Origin of the sequence: Paraburkholderia sp., assembly GCF_035656215.1 — a bacterium.
Lineage (GTDB): Bacteria > Pseudomonadota > Gammaproteobacteria > Burkholderiales > Burkholderiaceae > Paraburkholderia.
Genome location: NZ_DASRSY010000129.1, coordinates 1 through 21,134, shown reverse-complemented (window position 1 = coordinate 21,134; position 21,134 = coordinate 1). Strand labels below are relative to the sequence as shown.

19 protein-coding genes are annotated in these 21,134 nt (G+C 61.7%); 9 read left to right on the top strand and 10 right to left on the bottom strand.

Annotation, left to right across the window (positions count from 1 at the left end; translation table 11 throughout):
- The first annotated feature begins 33 nt into the window (after positions 1-33).
- Positions 34-1,869 (top strand): glycoside hydrolase family 15 protein, encoded by a 1,836-nt coding sequence (locus VFE81_RS07515; protein ID WP_325043993.1) that lies wholly within the window; start codon positions 34-36, stop codon positions 1,867-1,869.
- Here VFE81_RS07515 and VFE81_RS07510 read toward each other — a convergent pair.
- Entirely contained in the window at positions 1,797-2,156 is a 360-nt protein-coding gene (locus tag VFE81_RS07510; RefSeq protein WP_325043992.1) for a hypothetical protein, read from the bottom strand. The genes VFE81_RS07515 and VFE81_RS07510 overlap by 73 nt on opposite strands.
- A gap of 11 nt (positions 2,157-2,167) precedes the next feature.
- Here VFE81_RS07510 and VFE81_RS07505 point away from each other — a divergent pair, with 11 nt between their 5' ends.
- The 3 genes from VFE81_RS07505 (at position 2,168) to VFE81_RS07495 (ending at position 4,362) form a co-directional block, all read left to right on the top strand.
- Positions 2,168-3,103, top strand: a complete 936-nt coding sequence (locus VFE81_RS07505; RefSeq protein ID WP_325043991.1) for a hypothetical protein — start codon at positions 2,168-2,170, stop codon at positions 3,101-3,103.
- A gap of 432 nt (positions 3,104-3,535) precedes the next feature.
- Positions 3,536-4,000 (top strand): PRC-barrel domain-containing protein, encoded by a 465-nt coding sequence (locus tag VFE81_RS07500; RefSeq protein WP_325043990.1) that lies wholly within the window; start codon positions 3,536-3,538, stop codon positions 3,998-4,000.
- A 218-nt stretch (positions 4,001-4,218) separates the two neighbouring features.
- Positions 4,219-4,362 (top strand): hypothetical protein, encoded by a 144-nt coding sequence (locus VFE81_RS07495; protein ID WP_325043989.1) that lies wholly within the window; start codon positions 4,219-4,221, stop codon positions 4,360-4,362.
- A 210-nt stretch (positions 4,363-4,572) separates the two neighbouring features.
- On the opposite strand, the gene VFE81_RS07490 is transcribed toward VFE81_RS07495, so the two are convergent.
- From VFE81_RS07490 to VFE81_RS07460, 7 genes are all read right to left on the bottom strand, one after another.
- Positions 4,573-4,800 (bottom strand): BON domain-containing protein, encoded by a 228-nt coding sequence (locus tag VFE81_RS07490; RefSeq protein ID WP_325043988.1) that lies wholly within the window; start codon positions 4,798-4,800, stop codon positions 4,573-4,575.
- A gap of 173 nt (positions 4,801-4,973) precedes the next feature.
- Positions 4,974-6,206, bottom strand: coding sequence for a 2-methylaconitate cis-trans isomerase PrpF family protein (locus tag VFE81_RS07485; protein WP_325044019.1), 1,233 nt, complete (start codon positions 6,204-6,206; stop codon positions 4,974-4,976).
- 65 nt (positions 6,207-6,271) lie between these two features.
- Entirely contained in the window at positions 6,272-7,372 is a 1,101-nt protein-coding gene (locus VFE81_RS07480; protein WP_325043987.1) for a porin, read from the bottom strand.
- A 56-nt stretch (positions 7,373-7,428) separates the two neighbouring features.
- Positions 7,429-8,865, bottom strand: coding sequence for an MmgE/PrpD family protein (locus VFE81_RS07475; protein ID WP_325043986.1), 1,437 nt, complete (start codon positions 8,863-8,865; stop codon positions 7,429-7,431).
- A gap of 43 nt (positions 8,866-8,908) precedes the next feature.
- Positions 8,909-9,220 carry a DUF4387 domain-containing protein gene (locus VFE81_RS07470; RefSeq protein WP_325043985.1) on the bottom strand — a complete coding sequence of 104 codons (312 nt, stop codon included), beginning with the start codon at positions 9,218-9,220 and terminating at the stop codon, positions 8,909-8,911.
- A 2-nt stretch (positions 9,221-9,222) separates the two neighbouring features.
- Positions 9,223-10,581 carry an acyclic terpene utilization AtuA family protein gene (locus VFE81_RS07465; protein WP_325043984.1) on the bottom strand — a complete coding sequence of 453 codons (1,359 nt, stop codon included), beginning with the start codon at positions 10,579-10,581 and terminating at the stop codon, positions 9,223-9,225.
- Positions 10,582-10,592: 11 nt separating this feature from the next.
- Positions 10,593-11,957, bottom strand: a complete 1,365-nt coding sequence (locus tag VFE81_RS07460) for an LLM class flavin-dependent oxidoreductase (protein WP_325043983.1) — start codon at positions 11,955-11,957, stop codon at positions 10,593-10,595.
- Positions 11,958-12,199: 242 nt separating this feature from the next.
- On the opposite strand from VFE81_RS07460, the gene VFE81_RS07455 reads away from it, so the two are divergent.
- The 3 genes from VFE81_RS07455 to VFE81_RS07445 all read left to right on the top strand — a co-directional run bounded on the left by VFE81_RS07455 (position 12,200) and on the right by VFE81_RS07445 (position 15,556).
- Entirely contained in the window at positions 12,200-13,105 is a 906-nt protein-coding gene (locus VFE81_RS07455) for a LysR family transcriptional regulator (protein WP_325043982.1), read from the top strand.
- 133 nt (positions 13,106-13,238) lie between these two features.
- Positions 13,239-14,375, top strand: a complete 1,137-nt coding sequence (locus VFE81_RS07450; protein ID WP_325043981.1) for a flavin reductase — start codon at positions 13,239-13,241, stop codon at positions 14,373-14,375.
- Entirely contained in the window at positions 14,372-15,556 is a 1,185-nt protein-coding gene (locus tag VFE81_RS07445) for a 2-methylaconitate cis-trans isomerase PrpF family protein (protein WP_325043980.1), read from the top strand. Before VFE81_RS07450 ends, VFE81_RS07445 begins: the two co-directional genes overlap by 4 nt.
- A gap of 39 nt (positions 15,557-15,595) precedes the next feature.
- On the opposite strand, the gene VFE81_RS07440 is transcribed toward VFE81_RS07445, so the two are convergent.
- Positions 15,596-16,534: a LysR family transcriptional regulator gene (locus VFE81_RS07440; RefSeq protein WP_325043979.1), complete on the bottom strand. Its 939-nt coding sequence runs from the start codon at positions 16,532-16,534 to the stop codon at positions 15,596-15,598.
- Between the two features lie 273 nt (positions 16,535-16,807).
- Between VFE81_RS07440 and VFE81_RS07435 the strand changes: the two genes are divergently transcribed.
- Together VFE81_RS07435 and VFE81_RS07430 are read left to right on the top strand one after the other, a co-directional pair.
- Complete coding sequence (locus VFE81_RS07435; RefSeq protein ID WP_325043978.1) at positions 16,808-18,250, top strand: MmgE/PrpD family protein; 1,443 nt, start codon at positions 16,808-16,810, stop codon at positions 18,248-18,250.
- Between the two features lie 89 nt (positions 18,251-18,339).
- The gene (locus VFE81_RS07430) at positions 18,340-19,755 is read left to right on the top strand and encodes an MFS transporter (protein WP_325043977.1); all 1,416 of its coding nucleotides are present in this window, start codon (positions 18,340-18,342) and stop codon (positions 19,753-19,755) included.
- Between the two features lie 429 nt (positions 19,756-20,184).
- On the opposite strand, the gene VFE81_RS07425 is transcribed toward VFE81_RS07430, so the two are convergent.
- Positions 20,185-21,134 (bottom strand): CaiB/BaiF CoA-transferase family protein (locus VFE81_RS07425; protein WP_325043976.1); only part of this gene is annotated, 950 nt, incomplete at its 5' end.

Below are 21,134 nucleotides of genomic sequence, written 5' to 3'. Positions count from 1 at the left end.
CGCCGTTCACACACCATCATGCGGGTCATCCCTATGGCATCGAACATCGAGGACTATGCACTGCTCGGCGACGGTCACGCCGCGGCACTGGTAGCGCGCAATGGCTCTATCGACTGGATGTGCTGGCCGCGCTTTGATTCCGATACCTGCTTTGCCGCGCTGCTCGGTCACGCAGACAATGGCCGATGGCAGATCACGCCGGCGCAGGAGTCTACAGACGTTACGCGCCGCTATCGCGGTTCCACGCTGATTCTCGAAACCCGTTTCAGGACGGCCACCGGCACGGCCACTTTGGTCGACTTCATGCCGATGCGCGCGGAATGCCCGCAACTGATTCGCATGGTCTTCGGGGAGGCCGGAAGCATTGAGTTCGACATGCAGTTGGCGGCGCGCTTCGATTATGGGCGCGCGATTCCCGCGATCCGCCGGCGCGACGACGGAAACGGCCTCTCGATCATGTGCGGACCGAACAAGCTGACGCTGCACACATCCGCAGCGTTGCGCGACGAAGCCGGTAGCGTCCTGGGTCGCTTTGGGGTAGCCGCGGGCGAGTGCGTGTCATTCGTTCTGAACTACAGCGATACCCGTGACATACAACCCGCATGCAACGACGCACAGCGTCAGTTGTCGATCACGACAGCGTTCTGGGAGGCATGGTCAGCCCAGGCGGACACCCAGGGGCCATACGAAGACGCGCTCAACCGCTCACTCATCACCCTCAAGGCGCTGATCTATGAACCGGGCGGCGCGATCGTCGCGGCGCCGACCGCCTCGTTGCCGGAACATCTGGGCGGCTCGCGCAACTGGGATTACCGCTTTTGCTGGTTGCGCGACGCGAGCCTGACCTTGCTTGCGCTACTGCGAGGCGGCTATCCCGATGAGGCGCGGCGCTGGCGCGACTGGCTGGTGCGTTCGGTCGCCGGTGCGCCGTCGCAGTTGCAGATTCTTTACACCATCGACGGAGCAAGGCATGTGACCGAGTGGGCGTGTCCGTGGCTCGATGGCTACCAGGGGGCGAAGCCCGTACGGTTCGGCAATGGCGCGGTCGGGCAGTTGCAACTCGATGTCTTCGGTGAAGTGATGAACGCGCTATACCTCTCGCGTCGCGCGGGTCTCGGCCCAGACGGCGCCGCGTGGACGCTCGAGGACGAACTCGTGGAGCACCTCGCGCAGGTCTGGCAGCAACCCGATCAGGGCATCTGGGAGAGCCGCGGCAAGCCGCAGCACTATACCGTTTCCAAGGTGATGGCCTGGGTCGCGGTGGACCGCGCCATCAGGTCAGCGGCGCAATTCCATCAGGATGCGCCGGTGCGCGAGTGGGAACAGTTGCGCGACCGGATCCACGCCGACGTCTGTTGCCACGCCTTCAGGACTGGCCTCAACTCATTCACGCAGGTGTATGGCGGCAGCGAACTCGATGCGAGTCTGTTGCTGCTGCCGCTCGTGGGCTTCATATCGCCGCACGACCCCCGCATGCAGGGCACGGTGGCCGCGATTGAACAGCATCTGATGACCGACGGCCTCGTCTTCCGCTATCGTCCCGAGCACGCCGACGACGGACTTGGCGAAGGCGAGGGCGCCTTTCTCGCCTGCAGCTTCTGGCTCGCCGACAACCTGTTCCTGCAAGGTAAGCGCGACCAGGCCCGAGCGCTCTTTGAGCGCTTACTCGGCCTGAGGAACGACGTCGGTTTGCTATCCGAAGAATATGATGTCCGTTCGCGTCGGCTTGTTGGAAACTTCCCGCAGGCGTTTTCTCATATTGCATTAGTGAACACAGGCCTGACGCTTATACGAGATCACGCGCGCGCTGGCGCGAACGGCAACATTGTCAATGCAAACGGCGATGACCGGATCACGTCCCAACAGTAGACCAAAGCTTCCATTACGCGGTATTGCTGGATGCCGACGGCGCATGCCAGAAAGGTGGCAGCCCTTCGACGTGGTTGCCATTGCGTCTTTCTCAGTCCGGCTGAAAATTGGTAGCCGTCGTTGGAAAAGCCGCCGGGAATGACAGTCGTCAAACCGAAGTGCTTCCCCGGGATGTCGCCGATGCCGGGCGGCACAAAAAATGCTGTCCGTGCAGATGATTTACCGCATGGCGTCACGATGGTGCCGGATGCATAGGCATAGCGACGTTTTGGAATCGACGAAGACATGGAGGCCGTCAATGAACCACACAAACGATCCGGCGGACCGTACGCTGGCCGCGAACGATCCGGCGCTGTTCGTCCATCAACACGGGGGTGCGGTCTCATGGGGCGCCGTGCTTGCCGGGGGAGTCGGTGCGGCCGCGTTCGCGCTGATCCTGCTGACATTGGGCACGGGCCTCGGTCTAACGTCGATTTCGCCGTGGTCGACGGGCGCCTCGAATGCAAAAGCATTTGGGTTTGCGGCAGTAGCCTGGGTTTGCGTGACTTCGATTCTTACGTCGGGATTAGGCGGCTACCTGGCGGGACGGCTACGCCGCCGCTGGTTGGCAGTCGATGCCGATGAAATCCACTTTCGGGACACCGCGCACGGATTCCTGAGCTGGGCCGTGGCAACGCTTTTCACGGCAGCCATACTGTCATCGGCCGTGTCGGGCATTGTGCGGGTTGGCGCGCAGGCCGCCGCGACAACTGGCGCGGAGGGCAGCTCCGTCACGATGGGGACGATGCAACGCGGCAATGCGGTGGCCGGGATGAATAGTTGGCCGCTCGGCTACTTTGTCGATTCGCTGTTCCGGATGCCAGCCGGTTTGCCACTCGCCGCGCTCGCGACGACGACGGGGAGCAGCGAACCAGCGCGCGTGGAAACGGCACGCATCTTCCTCAACAGTGCGGCAACGGGCGATCAATTGTCGCCGGAAGATACTTCATATTTAAGCCAGCTCGTTGCTCAGCGCACGGGCCTTGCGCCGAACGCCGCGCAGGCCCGCGTGACGACGACCTATACCCGCTTGTTGCAGAAAATCACGGCGCTCGATGCCGCCGCTAAAAATGCCGCCGACAAGGCGCGCAAGGTCACTATCGGCGCGTCGTTGTGGCTGTTCATCTCGCTTCTGTTGGGCGCGTTTTCGGCCAGCCTGACGGCGACCTACGGTGGCCGCGTACGCGAGGTCTGACTGAAACTTCAATTCCTTGTTCGAAGGGGGCTTATATGCGGTCGATTCTTCTTTACCTGCTCGGGGTGCCAATTCCTATCATTATCCTGATCGCGCTGTTTTGGCATTAGGAATCGCCGCGCCGCCGACGGCTGGGCGAAATCCCGGCCGTCGGCGGCGACAATCGCCGAGCGTCATTCACATCGGGCTTGAGTGCACGATGTCTCAATCAGGGGGCTGCATTGGGTATGGTAGTTACAACGGCCCTTCGTCGGGATTTCATAGCAAGTGGCAGCAGCGAGAAGTAGCGCGACGCCACTGGTTGGGGCGCGTGCCGGACATGGCGCGGGTCTTGTGGCGATCGACGACGCGCATGACGTGTCGCGACGGGCCACGCGCGCGGGCATATTCGTTGCGGATAAAGGTTCTCAACCTGATATTCGGGAGTACATCATGAGCACATTGGATCCGAGGGGCAGCGTGTCCGGCAGCGGCGCGCAGATCGTTGGTGGCGGAGAGGGGGAGGGGCCCGGCCCGGATGTAATGGCCGCGTCGACGCTCAAGGGCACGAAAGTGATCTCGTCGGACGGGGAAGACGTCGGCAAGATTTCGGACATCATGCTTGACGTACGTGGCGGCAGAGTCGCGTACGCGGTGTTGTCTGAAGGTGGCTTCCTTGGGATGGGCACGAACCTGCACGCTATACCCTGGAGCGCACTGACCCTCGATACTAACGCGCAATGCTTTCGCGTCAGTATCACCGCCCAGCGCATCAAGGAAGACCCCGGGTTTGACAAGGACCACTGGCCGTCGATGGCGGATGCCGCGTGGGGTAGTACGGTCCACCAGTATTACAACCGCGATCCATACTGGTCAGCTACGCACGTTGCCGACGAACCACGGCAGAACGATATCTAGAAAAACGGGTGTTCGTGCGCAGCCAGGTCTGCACGTTAAACCCGCCTGGCGCTAAAGTTACTTAGGGAGGCAAAATGAAAGCAACACGGAAAGCGGTAGTTTGTTCGGCATTTCTGTTCGCGTTCGCCGGGTCTGCGTTCGCGCAAGGATCAGGGGGCGCCGGGGGCGGTGGGACGGGTGGAGCGGGAGGCGGCACTGCCGGACAGGGAGGCACCGGTATGAGCACGCCTAACAGCGGCGGGACGGCAGGAACGACCTCGACATCGAAGGGCTCGAACACGATGAAATCGCCCACCCGTATGCCGCAAAAGGACCCGCACGCCAAGGGCGCGTCAGACACGGCTGCATCAGGCGCGCAATGAGGTGTGCCCTGCCCCCTGGCATAAACCTTTGAAGCGGGCGGCGCCGGACGAGCTGGATATCCGGGGGACTTTCCGGCCGCGGCTTCGTCGTTTTTGGGAGATGGCCGGCGCGCCGTTCTGGCCGCCGCCACCCCCCTTTAACGGCTTCCTTCGACACCTGCGTACGGACGGTGCGCGACCACCTATGCGGCCGCGCGCTTGCGGTATCGTCTAGTAGTTCTGGGCCTGCATCGAGATTTTGCTTGTCACTGATGTGACGCCGGCTACGCCGCGGGCGACTTCCTCGGCTTTGCTGATCTGCGCGCTGTCCGGTACCGACCCCGTCAGCGTGATCGCACCGCTGCGCGCGCGAACGAAGATATTGGTGACATCAATGCCCCTGGTTTTGCCCAGCGCGTGGCGCACGTCCGCGCTAAGCTTGCGGTCGGCCTTGCGCATGGCTTTCCTGTCAACTTTTGCCGGGGGCGCTGCATTCGGCGTTGACGCAACGTCACTGGATTGCGCGAACGAACATGGCACCGCTGTGAGGCACGCGATCACGCTCAGGACGCGTAGCAGGTAGATTGTTTTCATCGGGATTCCCTTCTGGTTGTTCTGCGATTAATCCTGGTTCAGTTGCTGCGCATGCCGCACGGCTCGTCGGCGAGGCTATCGAAGTCGGCGCTCGGCACATACAGACACCCGTCCATCAGGCGCCGCGCCGTGCGGCCGAAACCCAGTGCGATGAACCGCACTGGCACGTCGCCGCCCGGCACTTCCGTTTCGACGGTTATCTCCATGACGCCGAGCGGGTGGCCGATCCGCAACTGCCGCAGCGCGCGGCTGTTTTCGGACAGCACTTGCGCCACAACAGAGCCTCGTATGCGAGACGCAGCGGCGGTACAGATCGCTCCTGTGCCGGCCATGCTGTCATGGCATTTACCGAGAAAAAGCAGACGCGCGTGCAGGTCGAAGCTGTCAGCTGCCTGCTGGTCGTCGGAAGTGCGCGCGTAGCGGGCTGTCTGCGCCACCAATACGAACAGCGGCAATCCCACCTTGACCGCTTTGCGCCAGTCGTCGTGGAAGCCAAGCAGAACACTTGCCTTCGACTGGATTTCAAGAATACGCGTGAGCGCGGCCTGATTTGTCATGATTTCGGTGGGCAGTTCATTGCCTTCGAGTCCGACGTCGCGCGCGTGAACAAACACACACGGATTGCCCGCATCGCAGAGTGTGGCCTGCACGACGCTACCGTCCTCCAGTTCGACGCGGTCCGCAGGATTCCCGGTCGGCAACAGTTTCCCCGTGCGCGCGCCAATCGTGTCCGTATAGTCCATCAGGATCTCCGCGCCGGTGCCGGGCACACCGGCGATCCGGCAATCGCCGGTCACACGGGCCTTGCCATGCGCCACCGGAACCTGTGCGCGCAGCATCTTGCCGGTGTTCGTGTTGAATATCCTCACTGTCGTGACTGGCTCGGTGGCAACGACGAGCCCTTCGTCGACGGCGAACGGACCGACGCCCGCAGAGATGTTGCCGCAATTGCCGTCGTAGCCGATACCGTCGCGTTCGATCTCCAGTTGCGCGAACGTGTAATCGACATCCGTATCTGGCCTTGTGGAGCGCCCGATGATTGCTACCTTGGAGGTCACCAGCCGTGAGCCGCCAAGGCCGTCGATCTGCATTCCGTCGGGGGTTCCCATCGCCCGTCTGAGAAGACGATCGCGTCGTGGTCCTGACGCTGGAAGATCCGCCTCATGGAAATAAAGCCCCTTGCTGGTGCCGCCGCGCATCAGTACACAGCGCACGGCTAGCTGCTCGGGTGGGGCCGATAAAGCCTGTTCTGTATTCACGCTATCTCCCATTGCCAGGCCGTTCATCACAAGTCGTAACACGTGGGCGGCGCACTCAACAGCCGCGCCAGCCACAATCAGAATTGATGCCGCAGGCCGGCCATAAGCCCAAGTTGCGTGCCTTTCGCCGAGGTGCCGACACCGTTCACACCCTGAATCTGGGCACCGATCAGGTCGCCGCGATAGAGTGCGTAGTTGCCTTCGAGGTACACGTCAGTGCGCTTCGACAGGTTGTAGTCGGCCACCAGTTCGAACTGTGACGCGTTGCCGTCGAGGCGGGCGGTCTTGCCTGTCTGGAGTGTTCTCCAGTAGTTGAACGACAGGCGTAGCGGCCACGAAAACGAGTGGACGACGCCCGCGCTGAACATGCGTCTCGAGCTGAAATCCGTAAATTTCAACGCGGTGAGCGCGGCGGCGGTGAAGGGTCCATTCAGATATTGCTGAAAACCCGCATCAAGCCGGTCTTCGAAGTAACCCACGTGGAATTGGGTGCTTTGCCACGTGTAGGACGCGCCTGCTGTCCAGGACTTCGAATGGGCGCCGTTGGCCGTGTCGCGCGAATCCATGTAGCCCGCTCCCAGTCGCACCGGTGCGGCGGGTACGTACGCAACGCCGACCGCGAGTTGCGAGCCATATGATGTGTTGCCCGCTACGCCGCCAAAGGCATACGAAGCCTCCCCAATAACATCGCCCAGTTTGATCGCGTATTTCGCCATGTTGCTCGACCAGATGCCGCCAAGCATCGTGATTTCCGGCTGGAACGCGAAGTCGTACGGCACCCACGGATTGGACGCGTAGGTGCGCGTCACGGTGTCGATGAGCACGTTAGTCTGGCGGCCCATCGTGAGGCTTCCAAGCGAAGCTGACCTGAGCCCGACGAAGGCCGTATTCCAGAACGGCAACGCGGGGTCCGACTGCCCGTTGTTCAGGTTGAAACGGTTCTCGAGATGGAAAATGGCCGCATTGCCGCCCCCGAGGTCTTCGCTGCCATACATGCCAAAGCGGCTTTCCGACAGCCCTCCTGTCCCCGCGCGTATGACGGAATCGCCGGCGCGATTGACATGCGTCAGATACTGCACGCTGATGTCAGTGAGACCGTACAGTGTGACGCTCGATTGCGCCACCGCGCCGGTCGATCCGAATATCACCATTGCTCCAGCCAGATACTTCACTTTCATTTCGTCTCCGTTTTTTTATAGATGTATATGCCGTGACTTCTGCGGGTTCAGACCACTTACCCCGCCGTGCACAGCGCGAAGATTCCGTCGAGCGTATCGGCGTGTTCGATGGCGTCGATATGTGCAATGAGTTCCATCGCGGCGTCGCGGCTTATCACGCGGGTCGCATTGGCGAGGAACTTGGACTCAAGCGCCGCGCGCGAGAGCGGCACGTCCGGCGTGCCGAGGCTGGTCGCCTTGCGGCAACTGAATACGCGACCGTCTTTCAGCGTCACGATCACTTCGCCAGGGAAGTGTTGCGGGAAGTCGCTATGCGGGTCATCGGTGCAGTATGTTTTTTCGGCGAGTGCGCGCACGTCGGCCGCATCGAGCGGCTCATCGTGAAACGTCGCCAGGTCGACCCGGCCGCGCGCCAGCGCTACCGCGACCACGTACTGCACGCTGAACAGCGCGGCATAGGGGTCCGCCGGATAGATACAACGTTCGCGAGGCTCGGCGACGATCTTGTGCAGGGGGCCGCTGAGGGGGCAGTCGATCCGTTTGATGTCTTCCAGCTCGAACTGGCCGCGCAACTCGAGCGCCGCGTCGACGAAGGAATGAATAAAGTGGCAGCACGGATAAGGCTTGAGCGCGATGCCGAGTGCCTGCCAATGCTGACCCAGTTCGAAACTTGGTGCATCGTCGCCTTCCGGCGTGGATTCAATGTGCGCGGCATAGAATCCACGTGCGGACTCGAATACTGCGGCCGGCCCTTTGAAACCCGCTTTGCCGAGCGCGGCGGCGGCAAGCCCGCTATGTGCGGCCCATCCCGGGTGCAGGCGTTTGAGCCAGGATTTTTCGGCGACCAGAATGCCGGCTGCCATGCTGCCACACAGGCCCAGCGCGGACGTCAGCGCACCCTCGTCGAGTTTCCCGAGACGTCCGGCTGCCACTGCCGAAGCGAAGGTGCCGCACAGCGCCGTGGGATGAAACGACCGGTCATGGAATTGCCCCGCGCCAACTGTGGCCAGTCGGCAGCCAATCTCCAGTGCACTGACGAAGGCAATCAGGACCTCGCGCCCGCTCGCGCGATTCGCCTCGCCGGCCGCGAACGAGGCGGCCATCGCCTGCGCACTCGCATGATAGATGGCGCCGATGTGCGTGTCGTCGAAGTCGAGTCCGTGCGCGAGGACGCCGTTGACAAGTGCTGCGGACGGCGCGGGCAACTTCGCGCCGCTGCCGATCGCGGTAGCCTCGGTGCCATTGCCAAGCGCATGCGCGGCGTCGAGCACAACGCTGCCGAAGTCGAAGCGGGTCGACGCGAGCGCGATGCCCAGCACGTCGAGTAGATGCTCCTTTGCGAGTTGCAGCACGTCGGCGGGAATGTCCTCGAGCGTCAGTCCCGTGACAAAACGGGCGATGCGCTCCGCCTCCGCCGGTCCCGTGCTCACAGTGGAGTGGGATGCACCCGACAATGCGCGTGTTCCGGGTATGGCGTTTCTGTCCAGATTCATGGTTTGTCTCCTTTCTGTTCTGTTATCGGTTCGCTGCGGCGTATCAGGGAATGGCGATGTCCATCAGTGGCACGTGTTGCTGCGCGCCGAACGTGTCGCGTTCATTGACGCTGCCCTGCGCCCATCCGCGTCGCAGTGAAAATTTGAACGCCCGCGCGGGATCGAAAAACATGAAGGCGATGATCTCCGATGGCTCGACGTTGTAGAGACGACACACTAGTTCCGGCGTCAGCACGCCGCTCGCTTTCACGCGCTCGTAGTGCGCCGTGTTCGCGAAGATCACGTCGAAGGTGATTTCGAATGGCCCTGAGTTCTTGCTGCGGATGACCTGCGCGAGTTCTCTTAACGTATCCATCGTCAGGTCTCCATAAGGTGTGCGGGAAACAGTTCGCACGGCGAGTCGACTTCCATCAGGTGATAGATCGAGAACCTGCAGACTGGCCCAAGCGGGTTTTCCGGCGGATTCAGCGGAATCGCGAAGTTGCCGCCTGTCGACATCTGGCCGGGGTAGGGCAGGTGCAGGACTGCGACGCGCGTCAAACCGCAGATCGCGCTCGCCTGTGCCTGGGTTGGAGCAGTGACCTCCGCGAGAAGTCCAACCTCATGCGGTAAGCGGTCCTTGAGCGGTTCCAGCTCGCCCATCACGCCGTTCCTGCCATACACATGAAAATGAAGCGCGGCCTCGCCAGTGCGTAGCGCCTCGAACACGCCCATCATCCGTTCGCGCACCGACGCGAGAAAGTCGTCGATCTGGCCGATCAGGATCGGATCGCGAATGCCGCCCACAAAAATCGTTCGATACCCGACCACTGCCGCGCCTTCCAGCTTCACCTGATAGGTCGGCGACGGGCGGAACACGCTACCGCTTACGCGCACGCGCCGCTCGTCCAGCTGTTCATAGCTGGAGCCGCCCAGATCCAGCACGCCTCCGGGGCCGGGCAACAGATCCGGACGCGTTTTTTCATACAACGTGTGAGCCGCTACCGACGCGGTCGTGCAGCGTTCGAGCGGGCTCATCGGTTCGAGATCGAAGCTGTCGCGCCGGATAGTCGCGAGAATCACCTTGCCTTTGGGCTCCGCACAGAGACCGCCGCATTCCATGATCTTGCCCATGTGCCAGTACACACCGGGTTCGATGTCGTGGAGCATGCAAAACGCAGCGAAGGGCGCGGGATCGTAGGCGCGGCCCGCGACGATCACGTCGACGTCCGGATACCGGCGCAGCACGTCCAGGATAGGTTCGGCGCCCATCTGCGCGACGATATGCGTCGAGCTGTCGATGTCGTCCGATGTCAGGGCCGGCGCCGAGGCACACGGCACGATGCGGCCGTCGTCGAAACGGCGGTGCACCGTGGCGTGTTTTACGTCCGCATAGATCTTTGCGATCTTCAGCGGCCGGCCAAATTCTGTGCCGATCTCGCGAATCGTCGTAGCGATGCTGTCCACGTGCATATCAAGACCGGGGCCGCCGGCCGAGCCGATGAGCAGCGGGATTCTGCGTTCGGACACCGCTTTCAGCATGACGCGCAGATCGCGAGAATAGGCTTCGGACGAGACCAGTGTCGAGCCGAGTCCAAGCTGGTAAGGGCCGGGATCGGTCGAGCCGGAATCAACAACGATCGCATGCGCGCCCGCGTCAATGCCGCGCTGGAAGTCCGCTTCGGGGATACCGTAACCGAGCATACCCACGGGTGTAAGAATCCTGATTTCGCGCATGTGCAGCTCCTTCACGCGCTTCGGCGCCAGGCGCCGGGTGCCGGTTTCGCGAGCCCTAGCGTGTCACGCAGCGTGGTACCCGGATACGACTTGCGATACAGCCCGCGTCGCTGCAGTTCGGGCACAACCATGCGCACGACATCCTCGTATGTTCCAGGTGTCGACAACGCCTGGATGACGAAGCCGTCGCAGGCACCACCAAACCAGGCCTCCATTTCGTCGGCGACCTGCCTGGCGGTGCCGACGAAGGCAGGACCCTCGTTAATGGTGCCGCGACCCGAATGTTCGACGAAGTCACGCACCGACGGATTGCGCTTGCCGCTCTTCTGGATCACGCGATCGCGCAGGCTGTGCCATGAGACCGAAGCGAGTTCTTCATCCGTGAAAGGTTCCTCGTAGGGGCGCGTCGAGAAATCGACGTTAAGCACCTCGCACAGGAGCGCCAGGCTGTCGATCGGCTTCGCGAGCGACGCGATGAGCTCAAACCGGTCCTTGGCCTGCGCTTCGGTTTCCCCCACGACGACCTTTACCGCTGGTGCGATTTTGACCGATCCCGGATCACGTCCTGCCTCAGCCAGCGCGGCTTTTAGTTGCGCATACAACTTGCGGCCCGTATCGAAGTTCGGATATGCAGCGAACACGAGATCGGCCCAGCGCGACGCGAACGCCATGCCGCGACCGCTCTGTCCTGCCTGAAGCAGCACGGGGCTACCCTGCGAAGAGCGCGGTACCGGTAGCGGTCCGCGTGAATTGAAGTAGCGGCCTTTGTGGTCGAGGCGGTGCACCTTGTCAGGATCGGCGAAATGGTCGTTTTCCTTGTCGATGATGAGCGCGTCGTCTTCCCACGTGTCCCAGTGACCCATCACCACTTCCATGAACTCGTCGGCGCGGTCGTAGCGCAGATCATGCTCGAGATGCTCCTCGCGTCCGAAGTTTTCTGCCTCCGAGTCGTTCAGGGAGGTGACAACGTTCCATGCGACGCGCCCCTTTGTCATCAGATCGAGCGTCGCGAACAGGCGCGCGACGTGAAACGGCTCGTAGTAGGTTGTCGAATAGGTTGCACCGAGGCCGAGGCGGCTCGTTGCAGAGGCCATCGCCATCAGGATCGGGGTCGGGTCCATCTTGACCGCGCGCACGCCGTGCGCGACGGTTTCGCGGTGATCGTTGCCGTAGATGTCCGGCATCGCAAGCCGGTCGTCGAAGAACGCCATGTCGAACAGGCCGTCTTCCAGCGTGCGTGCGATACGTTGATAGTATTCGGGCGACATGAAGTCGCTGGTGCTCGCAGGATGACGCCAGGAGCCGACATAGTTCGTGCAGTTCTGCGCCTGCAAGAAGGCGATGAGGCTCATCTGACGGGGAGGATTCGAACTCATGTTTATTTCACTCTTGGGACGGATTTCGATGCCGGCGACGGCGCGTGCGGCTCGGTGAAGCTGACCGACTACAGGGCAGCAACGCCTGGCCGCTGTTGGTGGATTCATTCTTCGGGAATCCCCCCGCTTGAACAAATCATGGTGTGAGATAGACTTATAAATATCGCTAATAGGTGTGTGTCGCCTTCTCCAACTGTTATTCATCCACTATGTCGAGCGCAGCCAAACCGCCAGATCGTGAAATGCTCCCGTCTTCGCTCGGGGTCGATTTGCTCGAACTGGAGACTTTCATCGCGGTGGCTGAGGCGGGCAGTTTCAGTGTGGCGGCAGAGCGTCTGTGCGTGACGCAGCCGGCAGTGACCGGGCGTGTGCAGCGCCTCGAAACCGCGCTCGGCACAGCGTTATTACGCCGCACCACACGCAAGGTCGAAACCACACCGCAAGGCGCGCGGTTACTCACCGAATCAGTTCGCGCGTTGCGCAGCCTGCGCGGGGTCATTGAAGAATTCCGTGCGGATGCGCGCCTCGCGCGGCAGCGCGTGGTCGTCGCGGCCACACCCATGCTGGCTGCGGTGGTGTTGCCAGCGATCATTCACCGGTATTCGGCGCGCTTTCCGGACGTTGAGGTCGAGTTACGCGACCTGCAATATGCCGATGCGCTCGCAGCACTCGATAGCGGCCGCGCCGATCTCGCGTTACTGGCCCTCGCGAGCGACGACGGCCGCTATCATTTCGAACCCGTGCGCAGTGACGGCATGGTGTTGATCGCACCCGCCGACCATGCGTTTGCTGATCGTTTGCACATTGACCCTGCCGAACTCGCCGGCCAGCGGTTGCTCGTAATTGACCAGTATCTGCCGATCATGTCGGGTATTACGGAAGCCCTCAAGGCCCGCGGCCTCGAGCCGCCGTCGTGCAAGGCGGTGGGCAATCTGAACACATTGCTGGGAATGGTCGACGCGGGCCTCGGGCTGACGTTGCTGCCGAGGGTCATGGCGCACCGAAGCACCCAGAACGGCCACAGGCTGATCGAGCTGGACGGGCTGGAACTGCGTCGCACGTTCGGCATCGTGTGGCCCCGCGACGCGCGGTTGAGCGCTTCGTCAAGCAGCTTTTGCCGGTTCCTGAGCGAAGCAATGGCGGGCTGAAGCGCGGGCGCCGGGTCGTCGTTGTCATGCTGCTATTTATTTCAACGGCTGATTAAGGCATCACGACTTGCGAATTGTTGATCCGCGAGGCGATGCCTAGACTTGCCTTCATGACCCATGAAGGAGCATCGCTGTGAGTACCGAAACCGAGTTGTCTCCCGTCGAATTCACTGTGCCCGTTGTTTCGGCCGATCCGGCGGATGCCTTTGATCAACGGCAGTTCCGCAATGCGCTTGGCACATTCGTGACCGGTGTGACCGTCGTCACCACGTGCGACGGCGCGGGCGGGACCCACGGAGTCACGGCCAACTCATTCAGCTCGGTGTCGCTGGATCCACCGCTCGTGTTGTGGAGCCAGGCACTGACTTCCCGCAGTTACCCGGCGTTTCGCGACAGTGATCGTTTTGTGATCAACATCCTTGCCGACGACCAGATTGCGATCTCCAATCATTTTGCGAAGTCTCGCGAAGACAAGTTCAGCGGTATCGAATACCGGCCTGGACTCGGCGGGGCGCCAGTGCTGAGCGGTGTTGCGGCCCATTTCGAATGCGCAAAGGTGGCGAGTTTCCCCGGCGGCGATCACGTGGTCTATGTGGGGCGTGTCGAGCGCATGGGCCACTCGAACCGTCGCGCCCTCGCGTTCGGTAGCGGACGCTACGTGGCGACCTACGCGCATGATCTCGGGCCAGTCGCGTTGAATCTTGGCACGTCGACGCCTTCGGAACTCGAGGCGGTTCGTCTGGTCACAGCGGCGCTGCCAGCTCTGGCGGAAAAGCTGGGCGGACACACGCTGTGCCTCGCCGTATGGGGCAATCATGGGCCGACCGCCATCCATTGGGAGCCTTCATCGAACCCGGTCAGCGACCAGCTACGCGTCGGCCTCGTGATGAGCATCACGCGTTCAGCGACGGGCCGCGCGTTTGCTGCATTTCTTCCGGATGAACAGACACGCGTGTTCGTGAGCGAGGACCTTCGCCTGTCGCGACGCGCGGACCAGGACGAAGCGGCACACCGTCTCGACTTTGAACGCGATGTAGAGGAAGCGAGAACACGGGGATACGCACGGGTCATCGGGGTAGAGCCTTCACCGCTGCATCAGGTGGCGGTCAACGCGTTCAGCGTGCCGATTTTCGATGCGCGCGGGAATATGCTGATGGCGTTGTCGCTAACATCGCAAGCGAACCGGCTTGGCACAGACTGGGACGGTCCGGTGCCGCAGGCGCTGGCCGAGGCAGCGTGGCAGCTTTCAGCGCGAATTCAGGCCCAATGATGCTATCGAGCGACCACTATGATCAGATTTCGGTCCCCTGCACCCTCATGCGGGCGGGCACGAGCAAAGGCGCTTACTTTCATGACGCCGACCTTCCGAAGCCGGGTCCGGAACGCGATGCTTTCCTGATGGCGGTGATGGGAAGCGAGGATCTTCTCCAGATTGATGGTCTCGGCGGTTCCCGCCTCGTTACTGCAAAGATCGCCATCGTCAAGCCATCAGCGAGAGACGACGCGGACGTCGACTATACCTACGCGATCGTTCCACCCGGGCGGGGTGTGGTCGTCTATACGAGCAACTGCGGCAACATTTCGGCGGGTGTGGGTCCATTCGCTATCGATAGCGGACTCGTGAGGGCCGATGGGCCGACGACCAGGGTGCGCATTTTCAACACCAATACGGGCAAGCTGTTGATCGCCCATGTGCCGGTACGCGATGGCCGCGCACGCGTTTCCGGCGATTTCGCTATACCCGGTGTGCCCGGCACCGGTGCCGAGATTCACCTCGACTACAGCCATACGGTTGGCGCAAAAACGGGACGTGCGTTGCCGACTGGTCATGTCGTGGATACGATCCGTCTTGATGATGGTCGCGAGCTCGCGGTGACGATCGGAGATGTCGCGAACCCATGCGTCTTTATTCGTGCGCAGGACGTCGGCGCAACGGGAAGTGAACGTCCTGATGAAATCGATCAATCAGCGCATCTGCTCGCGACAATCCGCGAAGCGCGCGGCAAGGCGGCGCACATGCTCGGTCTTTGCGCCCGGTGGGAGCGCGCCGAAACAGAATCGCCAGCCTTGCCACTGGTTGTGCTAGTGGGCGGCGCAGCTTCGTACACGGACGCGAACGGGGCACACGTGGCCAGTGCATCGATGGATCTCCGTGCACGATTGATCTTCTATAACAGATGTCACGAAAGCATGGCCGGAACCGGGGCGATGTGTACCGCCGCGATGTCACAAGTGGGGGGCTCGATCGTGCACCAGTCGGTATGCGACGCATCGACCGGCTTGCTGCGAATCGGGCATCCGCTGGGCGTAATGACCGTTGCGGTGGAGAGCGAACTTGTGCCGGGCACGAACGAACCGGTCTATCGACGGCTCGGCTTCAGCAGAACCGCACGAAAACTAATGGACGGTCACGTATTCGTACCGGCGGCCGCTTTGCGGAAAGGCGAATGATCCGGCGCGCCACCGCGCTTGGCAACCGCTAGACGATCGCTAGACGATCGCTGCCTGACGGAGAAATTCGCAGAAGCTGCTGGCGGCGGTGCCAAGCTCGGCGGTGAGCGGAAGGACAATTCCGAAGCTGCGGCGCAGATCTACGCCATCCAGCTCGATGATGGTGTGCCTCGCCAGGTCGATGCGCTGCGCGGTGGACCGGGGCAGCAAGGTAACGCCCATTTCGGCTTCCAGCATGCCGACCAGCGTGTTCAGGTTGCTGACGGTCCGGATTTGTGGAAGACGCAAGCCACGTTGCTTCAATGCTTCTGCCAGGCGCGCGACGATATGCTGATACTGCTCTACCACCATGAGCGGATAACTCGCAAGGTCTTCCAGCGACATGTGAGGATGTCCGGACAGTTCATGCCCCGCCGGCGCGACGAATACCATGTCACGGGCCCAGAGCGCTTCGAAGCGGAAACGCCGGTCGGGTTCTTCCAGCGCGAGCACGGCGAGATCGGCCGCGCCTGTCTCCAGCGCGTTTAACGCATCCGCGTATTGCAGATCGCGCAAATCGACCTGCACATCCGGAAAGCGGCCCGAATAATTCTTGATGATTTGCGGAAGCGTCATCGCGGCGAGCGTCGGCGTAGCGGCCACAACCACGCGTTGCCGTGCGAGGCGCGCGCCCTCCCTGAATTTGCCGACGACGCTGCGCAACCCGCGCAGCGCGTGATTTGCCTCGGCCAGAAGAAGGGCGCCATCACGCGTGGTTTCGACTCTGCGTGTGGTGCGCTCAAGCAGCTTCGTGCCCAGTGCGGTTTCAAGACGTTGCACGCGCCCGGTCACTGATGGCTGCGCGACGTGCAATCGCTGTGCAGCAATGCTGAAGCTTCCTGCTTCCGCGACGGCGATGAAGGTCTCCAGCTCGACCAGATCGATTCCCAGCAACGAAGGCTCTGCTTCCTGATCATGGGGATTGATGCGAACTGACATGCTGGACTTTGCGTCGATTAGTTGGTGAACGTTATAAGTGTATCGCACATCGCGATTTGTTCAATCGCAGGAAATCCCCAACAATGGTTCACGCTCTTGCCCGCGCACGTCGCCGCTGTTCATCACGACAGGCTTTGCGGGCCTCCGCGGCGTAAGGATGATTCCCGCGCGAGAATCCTGAACAACGCAGCCTGGGCTAGCCGAAATTGATGTCACAGAAAGACGCAGGGGCTGGAAGACTGGTAATTCACTGACGAATCCGGAGACGAAGCAATGAATGTAGACGCAACACAGCGACAGTCCATGACTGGCGAATCGAGCGCAGCAGAAAAGCCCGGAAGGACTGACATCCAGCTAAGCGAGTCCGAGCAGATCGCCCGATTCGCGCTGGGCCTGACGCTCGACGCGGTTCCGCCCGAAGTCGTCACACTCGCCAAGGAGCATTTGCTCGACGTGATTGGCATCGCACTCGCTTCGACGCAGTTCGAATTTGGCCGTGTCGTACTCGATGCGGCCTGTGCGTTGGGCAGCGGCTCGCAGGCGACGGCCATTGGCAGCGGTGCGGCTCTGCCGGCCAGCTCCGCGGCCCTCGTCAACGGCGTGCTTGCACACGGGCTTGATTTCGACGACACGCACATCGGCGCAATCTACCATGCAAGCGCACAGGCAATGGCTGCCGCGTTTGCGTCGGGCCAGGCCAATCGCTCAAGCGGACGGGAAGTCCTGCTCGCATTTATCAGCGCGCTGGAGACCGGTTGCCGCCTCGCGACCGTCGGCGCCGGAAAACTGCATGCGCGCTCATTTCATCCGACCGCGCTGTGCGGTACATTCGCGGCCGCGGCCGCTGCCGGCCGTCTGTCCGGGCTTGGCGAAGCGGCGCTGACGTCCGCATTGGGGCTGTGCGGCAGCATGGCGTCCGGCATCCTTGTGAGCGAGAAATCCTGGCTCAAACGCCTGCATCCGGGTTGGGCCGCGCACAGCGGAATCGCCGCCGTCGCACTGGGCGGCGCTGGCTTCAGGGGACCGGCGACGGTGTTGGAGGGGCAACGTGGTTTCTACGCCGCGCACATCGAAAGCGTTCCCGAGGGCGATGCGCTACCGTCGTTCGAACTGGGCAAGCACTGGCAGACGCTGGGCATCGCGCTCAAACCTTACCCGTGTTGCCATTTCATTCACTCGTTCGTCGATGCTGCGCTCGAATTGCGCGGACAGTTCGCACTGGAGGACATCGAGCGAGTCGAGTGCCCGCTGACAGGCGCGTTGCACAAGATCGTCGCTGAACCGCGCGAACGCTGCATTCGACCCGCCGAGCCGTATGCTGCGCTATTCAGTGTGCAATACGTGGTCTCGGTCGCACTGGCGAAGGGGCGTGTCGACCTTGCGACGTTCTATGACGAGCCGCTAGACGCGCCGGATGTCCTTGCAATCGCAGCGCGCACGCACTGTATCGATGACCCGCAAAGCGACTATCCGAAACACTTTCCCGGCGAGGTGATCGTGACGCTCAAAGATGGCCGCGTGCTTCGCAGCCGGAAAGCCATGAGCCTTGGAACGCCCGAGGTGCCGTTGTCGCGTGAGGCGATCGAGGCGAAGTTTATGTCCAACGCGACGCGCGCCATTGGCGAAGACGCCGCGCGTCAGGTGATCGAAAAAATCGCATCGCTGGAGAATGCCGGATCGCTCGACGAAATCATGGCGCTTTGCACGGCGAAGTGACACGACTAACAGGCTCGTGAAGGCGGGCTGATCGCACAGCAGTCCGCCGGTGAAAAAAGCAGGCAACGACAAAGATTATGGAGGGAGACATGCAATATACCGCCGCTCAAAGGCTGGATCGGTTACCCGCGTCGCGATTTCATCGACGCCTCGCGCTGATGATCGGGTTGGGTTTGTTTTTTGATGCGTTCGATCTGTATATGGCCAGCGGTGTCATGGTTGGGTTGGTGGCGTCCGGATGGGCGACCATGGCTTCGAATGCACACTTCCTGTCAGCTGGCGCACTGGGCGCGTTGATCGGCGCGTTCTTCGCTGGTTGGCTCGGTGATCGTTACGGACGCAGGTTCACGTTCCAGTTCAATCTGATGCTGTTCGGCGTCGTGTCGATCGCGGCGGCGCTTGCGCCGTCGATGACATGGTTGATCGTGCTGCGTTTCATCATGGGTCTTGGACTCGGTGCGGAGATCGTGGTCGGCTACGCAACCATTTCGGAGTTCGTACCGCCCGCAACGCGCGGCAGGTGGAACGCAGTGCTTTTTTTCCTGTCGACGTCGTCGCTGCTGATTTCGACTGCACTCGGCTATCTGATCATTCCGCATCTGGGCTGGCGTTGGATGTTCGCAATCGCAGGAGCGGGCGCGCTGGTCGTCTGGCTGATGCGCAAGAAAATGCCCGAGTCGCCGCGCTGGCTGGAGTCGGTCGGGCGACATGCAGAAGCGGACGAAATCGTGACTCGCATTGAAGCCGAAGTGATCCGCGCTGAAGGAAGACCGTTGCCGGATCCTGAACCGGTCGCCGCAGCGCCAGAGCGCGTTCGACATTACCGGTTCGGGGATCTCTTCCGATTGCCTTTGCTGATTTCCACGATCGTTGGCATCACTTTGAACGTGGTGGGCCTCGCGGGCGTGTATGGATTCATCATCTGGTTGCCAACGTTTCTGATGAAGAGAGGACTGACGCTTCACACGTCCCTGGGGTATTCCGCGTTGATGGCAACGGGCAGCCTGATCGGCATTGCGCTGGCTGGCATCGTATCGGACCGGTTGGGTCGCAGGCGCGGCGTGGTGATCATGTCGCTCGTCGCAGCGTTGTTGGGATGGATCTATCCGCAAATGGCAACCGTGTCATCCACGACGCTGGTAGGCGTGTTGCTAACCACTGCGCTGTACTTTTGCGGCGCGCTCGGCTTCTCCGCGTATGTGCCCGAACTTTTTCCGACTGAGTTGCGTCTGCGGGGTTGTGGCGTAGCGAGTGTGGCGGGGCGGGCAGGATCGATCGTTGCGCCTCAACTGGTCAGCGTGCTGTACGCGTATGGCGGCGGTGTGACGGCTGTGACCCTGACATTAATCGGGCTTCTGCTAGTGCAGGCCGCAGTCGTGGGTTTCTTCGGCAAGGAGACGACAAATCGCTCGCTCGATGACCGCTTTGATGAACCGGCGGCAGTTCCGGGCGATGACCATCCGGTCCCGCCCGCTATGCGCGCGTCTGCGCCTGCGGACCGTTGATCGAAGCCCGTCGGCCGATAGGCGCATCGTGCGCCTATCGGAGTAACAGCCACGCGCGGCGAACTTTGAACCAAAGCGCGTTGTCCCCCGGCGTGCGGGTTGTCAGTTGCAGTCGGATAGGAGCTGGCGCAATTAGTATTGCGTTAGGTGACGTGAAAATAGCCCTTCTTTCACGCAAGCGGGCGGCAATTTCACCAAGGCATCGGGAGGTGCGCTGACGCAGTTTTCGCTGCGGTTCGCCGCAGGGAGACTCGATCGGGCGAGGGGACGCATATGACGTGGCAAAGCACGCCATATGCAATTCAACCTGGCTCAGTTCACAATTTCTGCAGTCAGTTCGGGCGCGGCGCTGAATTCACTGGCACCAGGATTTTCATAACCGTCTCCTGCATGGAGACTCAAAGTCCGAACGCCAGCAATCAGATAACATCAGATCACGCCTGAACGCTTCAACGCCTGCAATCGTTCGTCCGGGAGTCCGAGCATCACGCCCAGCACCTCGGCAGTTCCTTCGCCCAACGTCGGCGGTATGCGACGCACGGGCGGTCGTTCACCGTCGAACCGGTAAGGGGGCGATAGCAGGTCGATACGTCCCGCTGCCGGATGCTCATATTCGTCCACGAGGCCGGATTCCCTCGCGCGCGTGGACGTCAATGCCTGGTGCAGACCCGCGACCTCACCGCAAGGAATGTTCGCGCAAGCGAGTTTCTTCAGCAGATCATCGCGATTGCGTGCGCGCAATTCGCGCTGGATCTCCGGTAACAACGCGTCCCGATGTTTCGACCGGTCGAGGTTGGTCAGGAAACGCGTATCGGCCGCGAGATCAGGCCGGTCGATGACTTCGCGGCAGAAGCGCTGGAACTGCGAGTTGTTGCCAACGGTGATGACGAGCGGACCGTCGGCCGCATCGAATACGCCGTACGGCACAATCGAAGGGTGCGCGTTGCCGTAGCGGGGCGGATCTTCGCCGAGCAGCAACGCTTCGAGTCCGTAGTAGGAAGTGATCATCAGACCGCAGTCATACAGCGCCATCTCGATTTTGCGGCCGCGGCCGGTGCTCTGCCGCTGAAACAGGGCGGCCAGAATTGCCTGTGCGGAATACATGCCGGTGAACAGATCGACCACCGCGACCCCGAACTTGAGCGGCGGCTGGTTCGCTTCGCCGTTCATGCCCATTAGCCCGGCCTCACCTTGTACCACCAGGTCGTAGCCGGGGCGGGTCGCTTCGCGACCGGTTGGATCGTAGCCTGAAATCGAGCAGTAGATCAGATCGTCGCGCCCGGCGCTCAGGTCTTCGTATGAGAGGCCGAGTTTTGCGGCGCCGCCAACCTTGAAGTTCTGAATCACCACGTCGCATTTGCTGGCGAGTGCACGGGCGA

Excerpts from the sequence above, each read along its gene's own strand:
- VFE81_RS07455 (WP_325043982.1), top strand. The coding sequence starts at position 12,200 with ATGCTCCCGTCTTCGCTCGGGGTCGATTTGCTCGAACTGGAGACTTTC.
- VFE81_RS07470 (WP_325043985.1), bottom strand. The coding sequence starts at position 9,220 with ATGGATACGTTAAGAGAACTCGCGCAGGTCATCCGCAGCAAGAACTCA.
- VFE81_RS07490 (WP_325043988.1), bottom strand. The coding sequence starts at position 4,800 with ATGCGCAAGGCCGACCGCAAGCTTAGCGCGGACGTGCGCCACGCGCTG.
- VFE81_RS07495 (WP_325043989.1), top strand. The coding sequence starts at position 4,219 with ATGAGCACGCCTAACAGCGGCGGGACGGCAGGAACGACCTCGACATCG.
- VFE81_RS07445 (WP_325043980.1), top strand. The coding sequence starts at position 14,372 with ATGATGCTATCGAGCGACCACTATGATCAGATTTCGGTCCCCTGCACC.
- VFE81_RS07440 (WP_325043979.1), bottom strand. The coding sequence starts at position 16,534 with ATGTCAGTTCGCATCAATCCCCATGATCAGGAAGCAGAGCCTTCGTTG.
- VFE81_RS07480 (WP_325043987.1), bottom strand. The coding sequence starts at position 7,372 with ATGAAAGTGAAGTATCTGGCTGGAGCAATGGTGATATTCGGATCGACC.
- VFE81_RS07485 (WP_325044019.1), bottom strand. The coding sequence starts at position 6,206 with ATGGGAGATAGCGTGAATACAGAACAGGCTTTATCGGCCCCACCCGAG.
- VFE81_RS07465 (WP_325043984.1), bottom strand. The coding sequence starts at position 10,581 with ATGCGCGAAATCAGGATTCTTACACCCGTGGGTATGCTCGGTTACGGT.
- VFE81_RS07475 (WP_325043986.1), bottom strand. The coding sequence starts at position 8,865 with ATGAATCTGGACAGAAACGCCATACCCGGAACACGCGCATTGTCGGGT.
- VFE81_RS07430 (WP_325043977.1), top strand. The coding sequence starts at position 18,340 with ATGCAATATACCGCCGCTCAAAGGCTGGATCGGTTACCCGCGTCGCGA.
- VFE81_RS07500 (WP_325043990.1), top strand. The coding sequence starts at position 3,536 with ATGAGCACATTGGATCCGAGGGGCAGCGTGTCCGGCAGCGGCGCGCAG.
- VFE81_RS07460 (WP_325043983.1), bottom strand. The coding sequence starts at position 11,957 with ATGAGTTCGAATCCTCCCCGTCAGATGAGCCTCATCGCCTTCTTGCAG.
- VFE81_RS07510 (WP_325043992.1), bottom strand. The coding sequence starts at position 2,156 with ATGTCTTCGTCGATTCCAAAACGTCGCTATGCCTATGCATCCGGCACC.
- VFE81_RS07515 (WP_325043993.1), top strand. The coding sequence starts at position 34 with ATGGCATCGAACATCGAGGACTATGCACTGCTCGGCGACGGTCACGCC.
- VFE81_RS07505 (WP_325043991.1), top strand. The coding sequence starts at position 2,168 with ATGAACCACACAAACGATCCGGCGGACCGTACGCTGGCCGCGAACGAT.
- VFE81_RS07435 (WP_325043978.1), top strand. The coding sequence starts at position 16,808 with ATGAATGTAGACGCAACACAGCGACAGTCCATGACTGGCGAATCGAGC.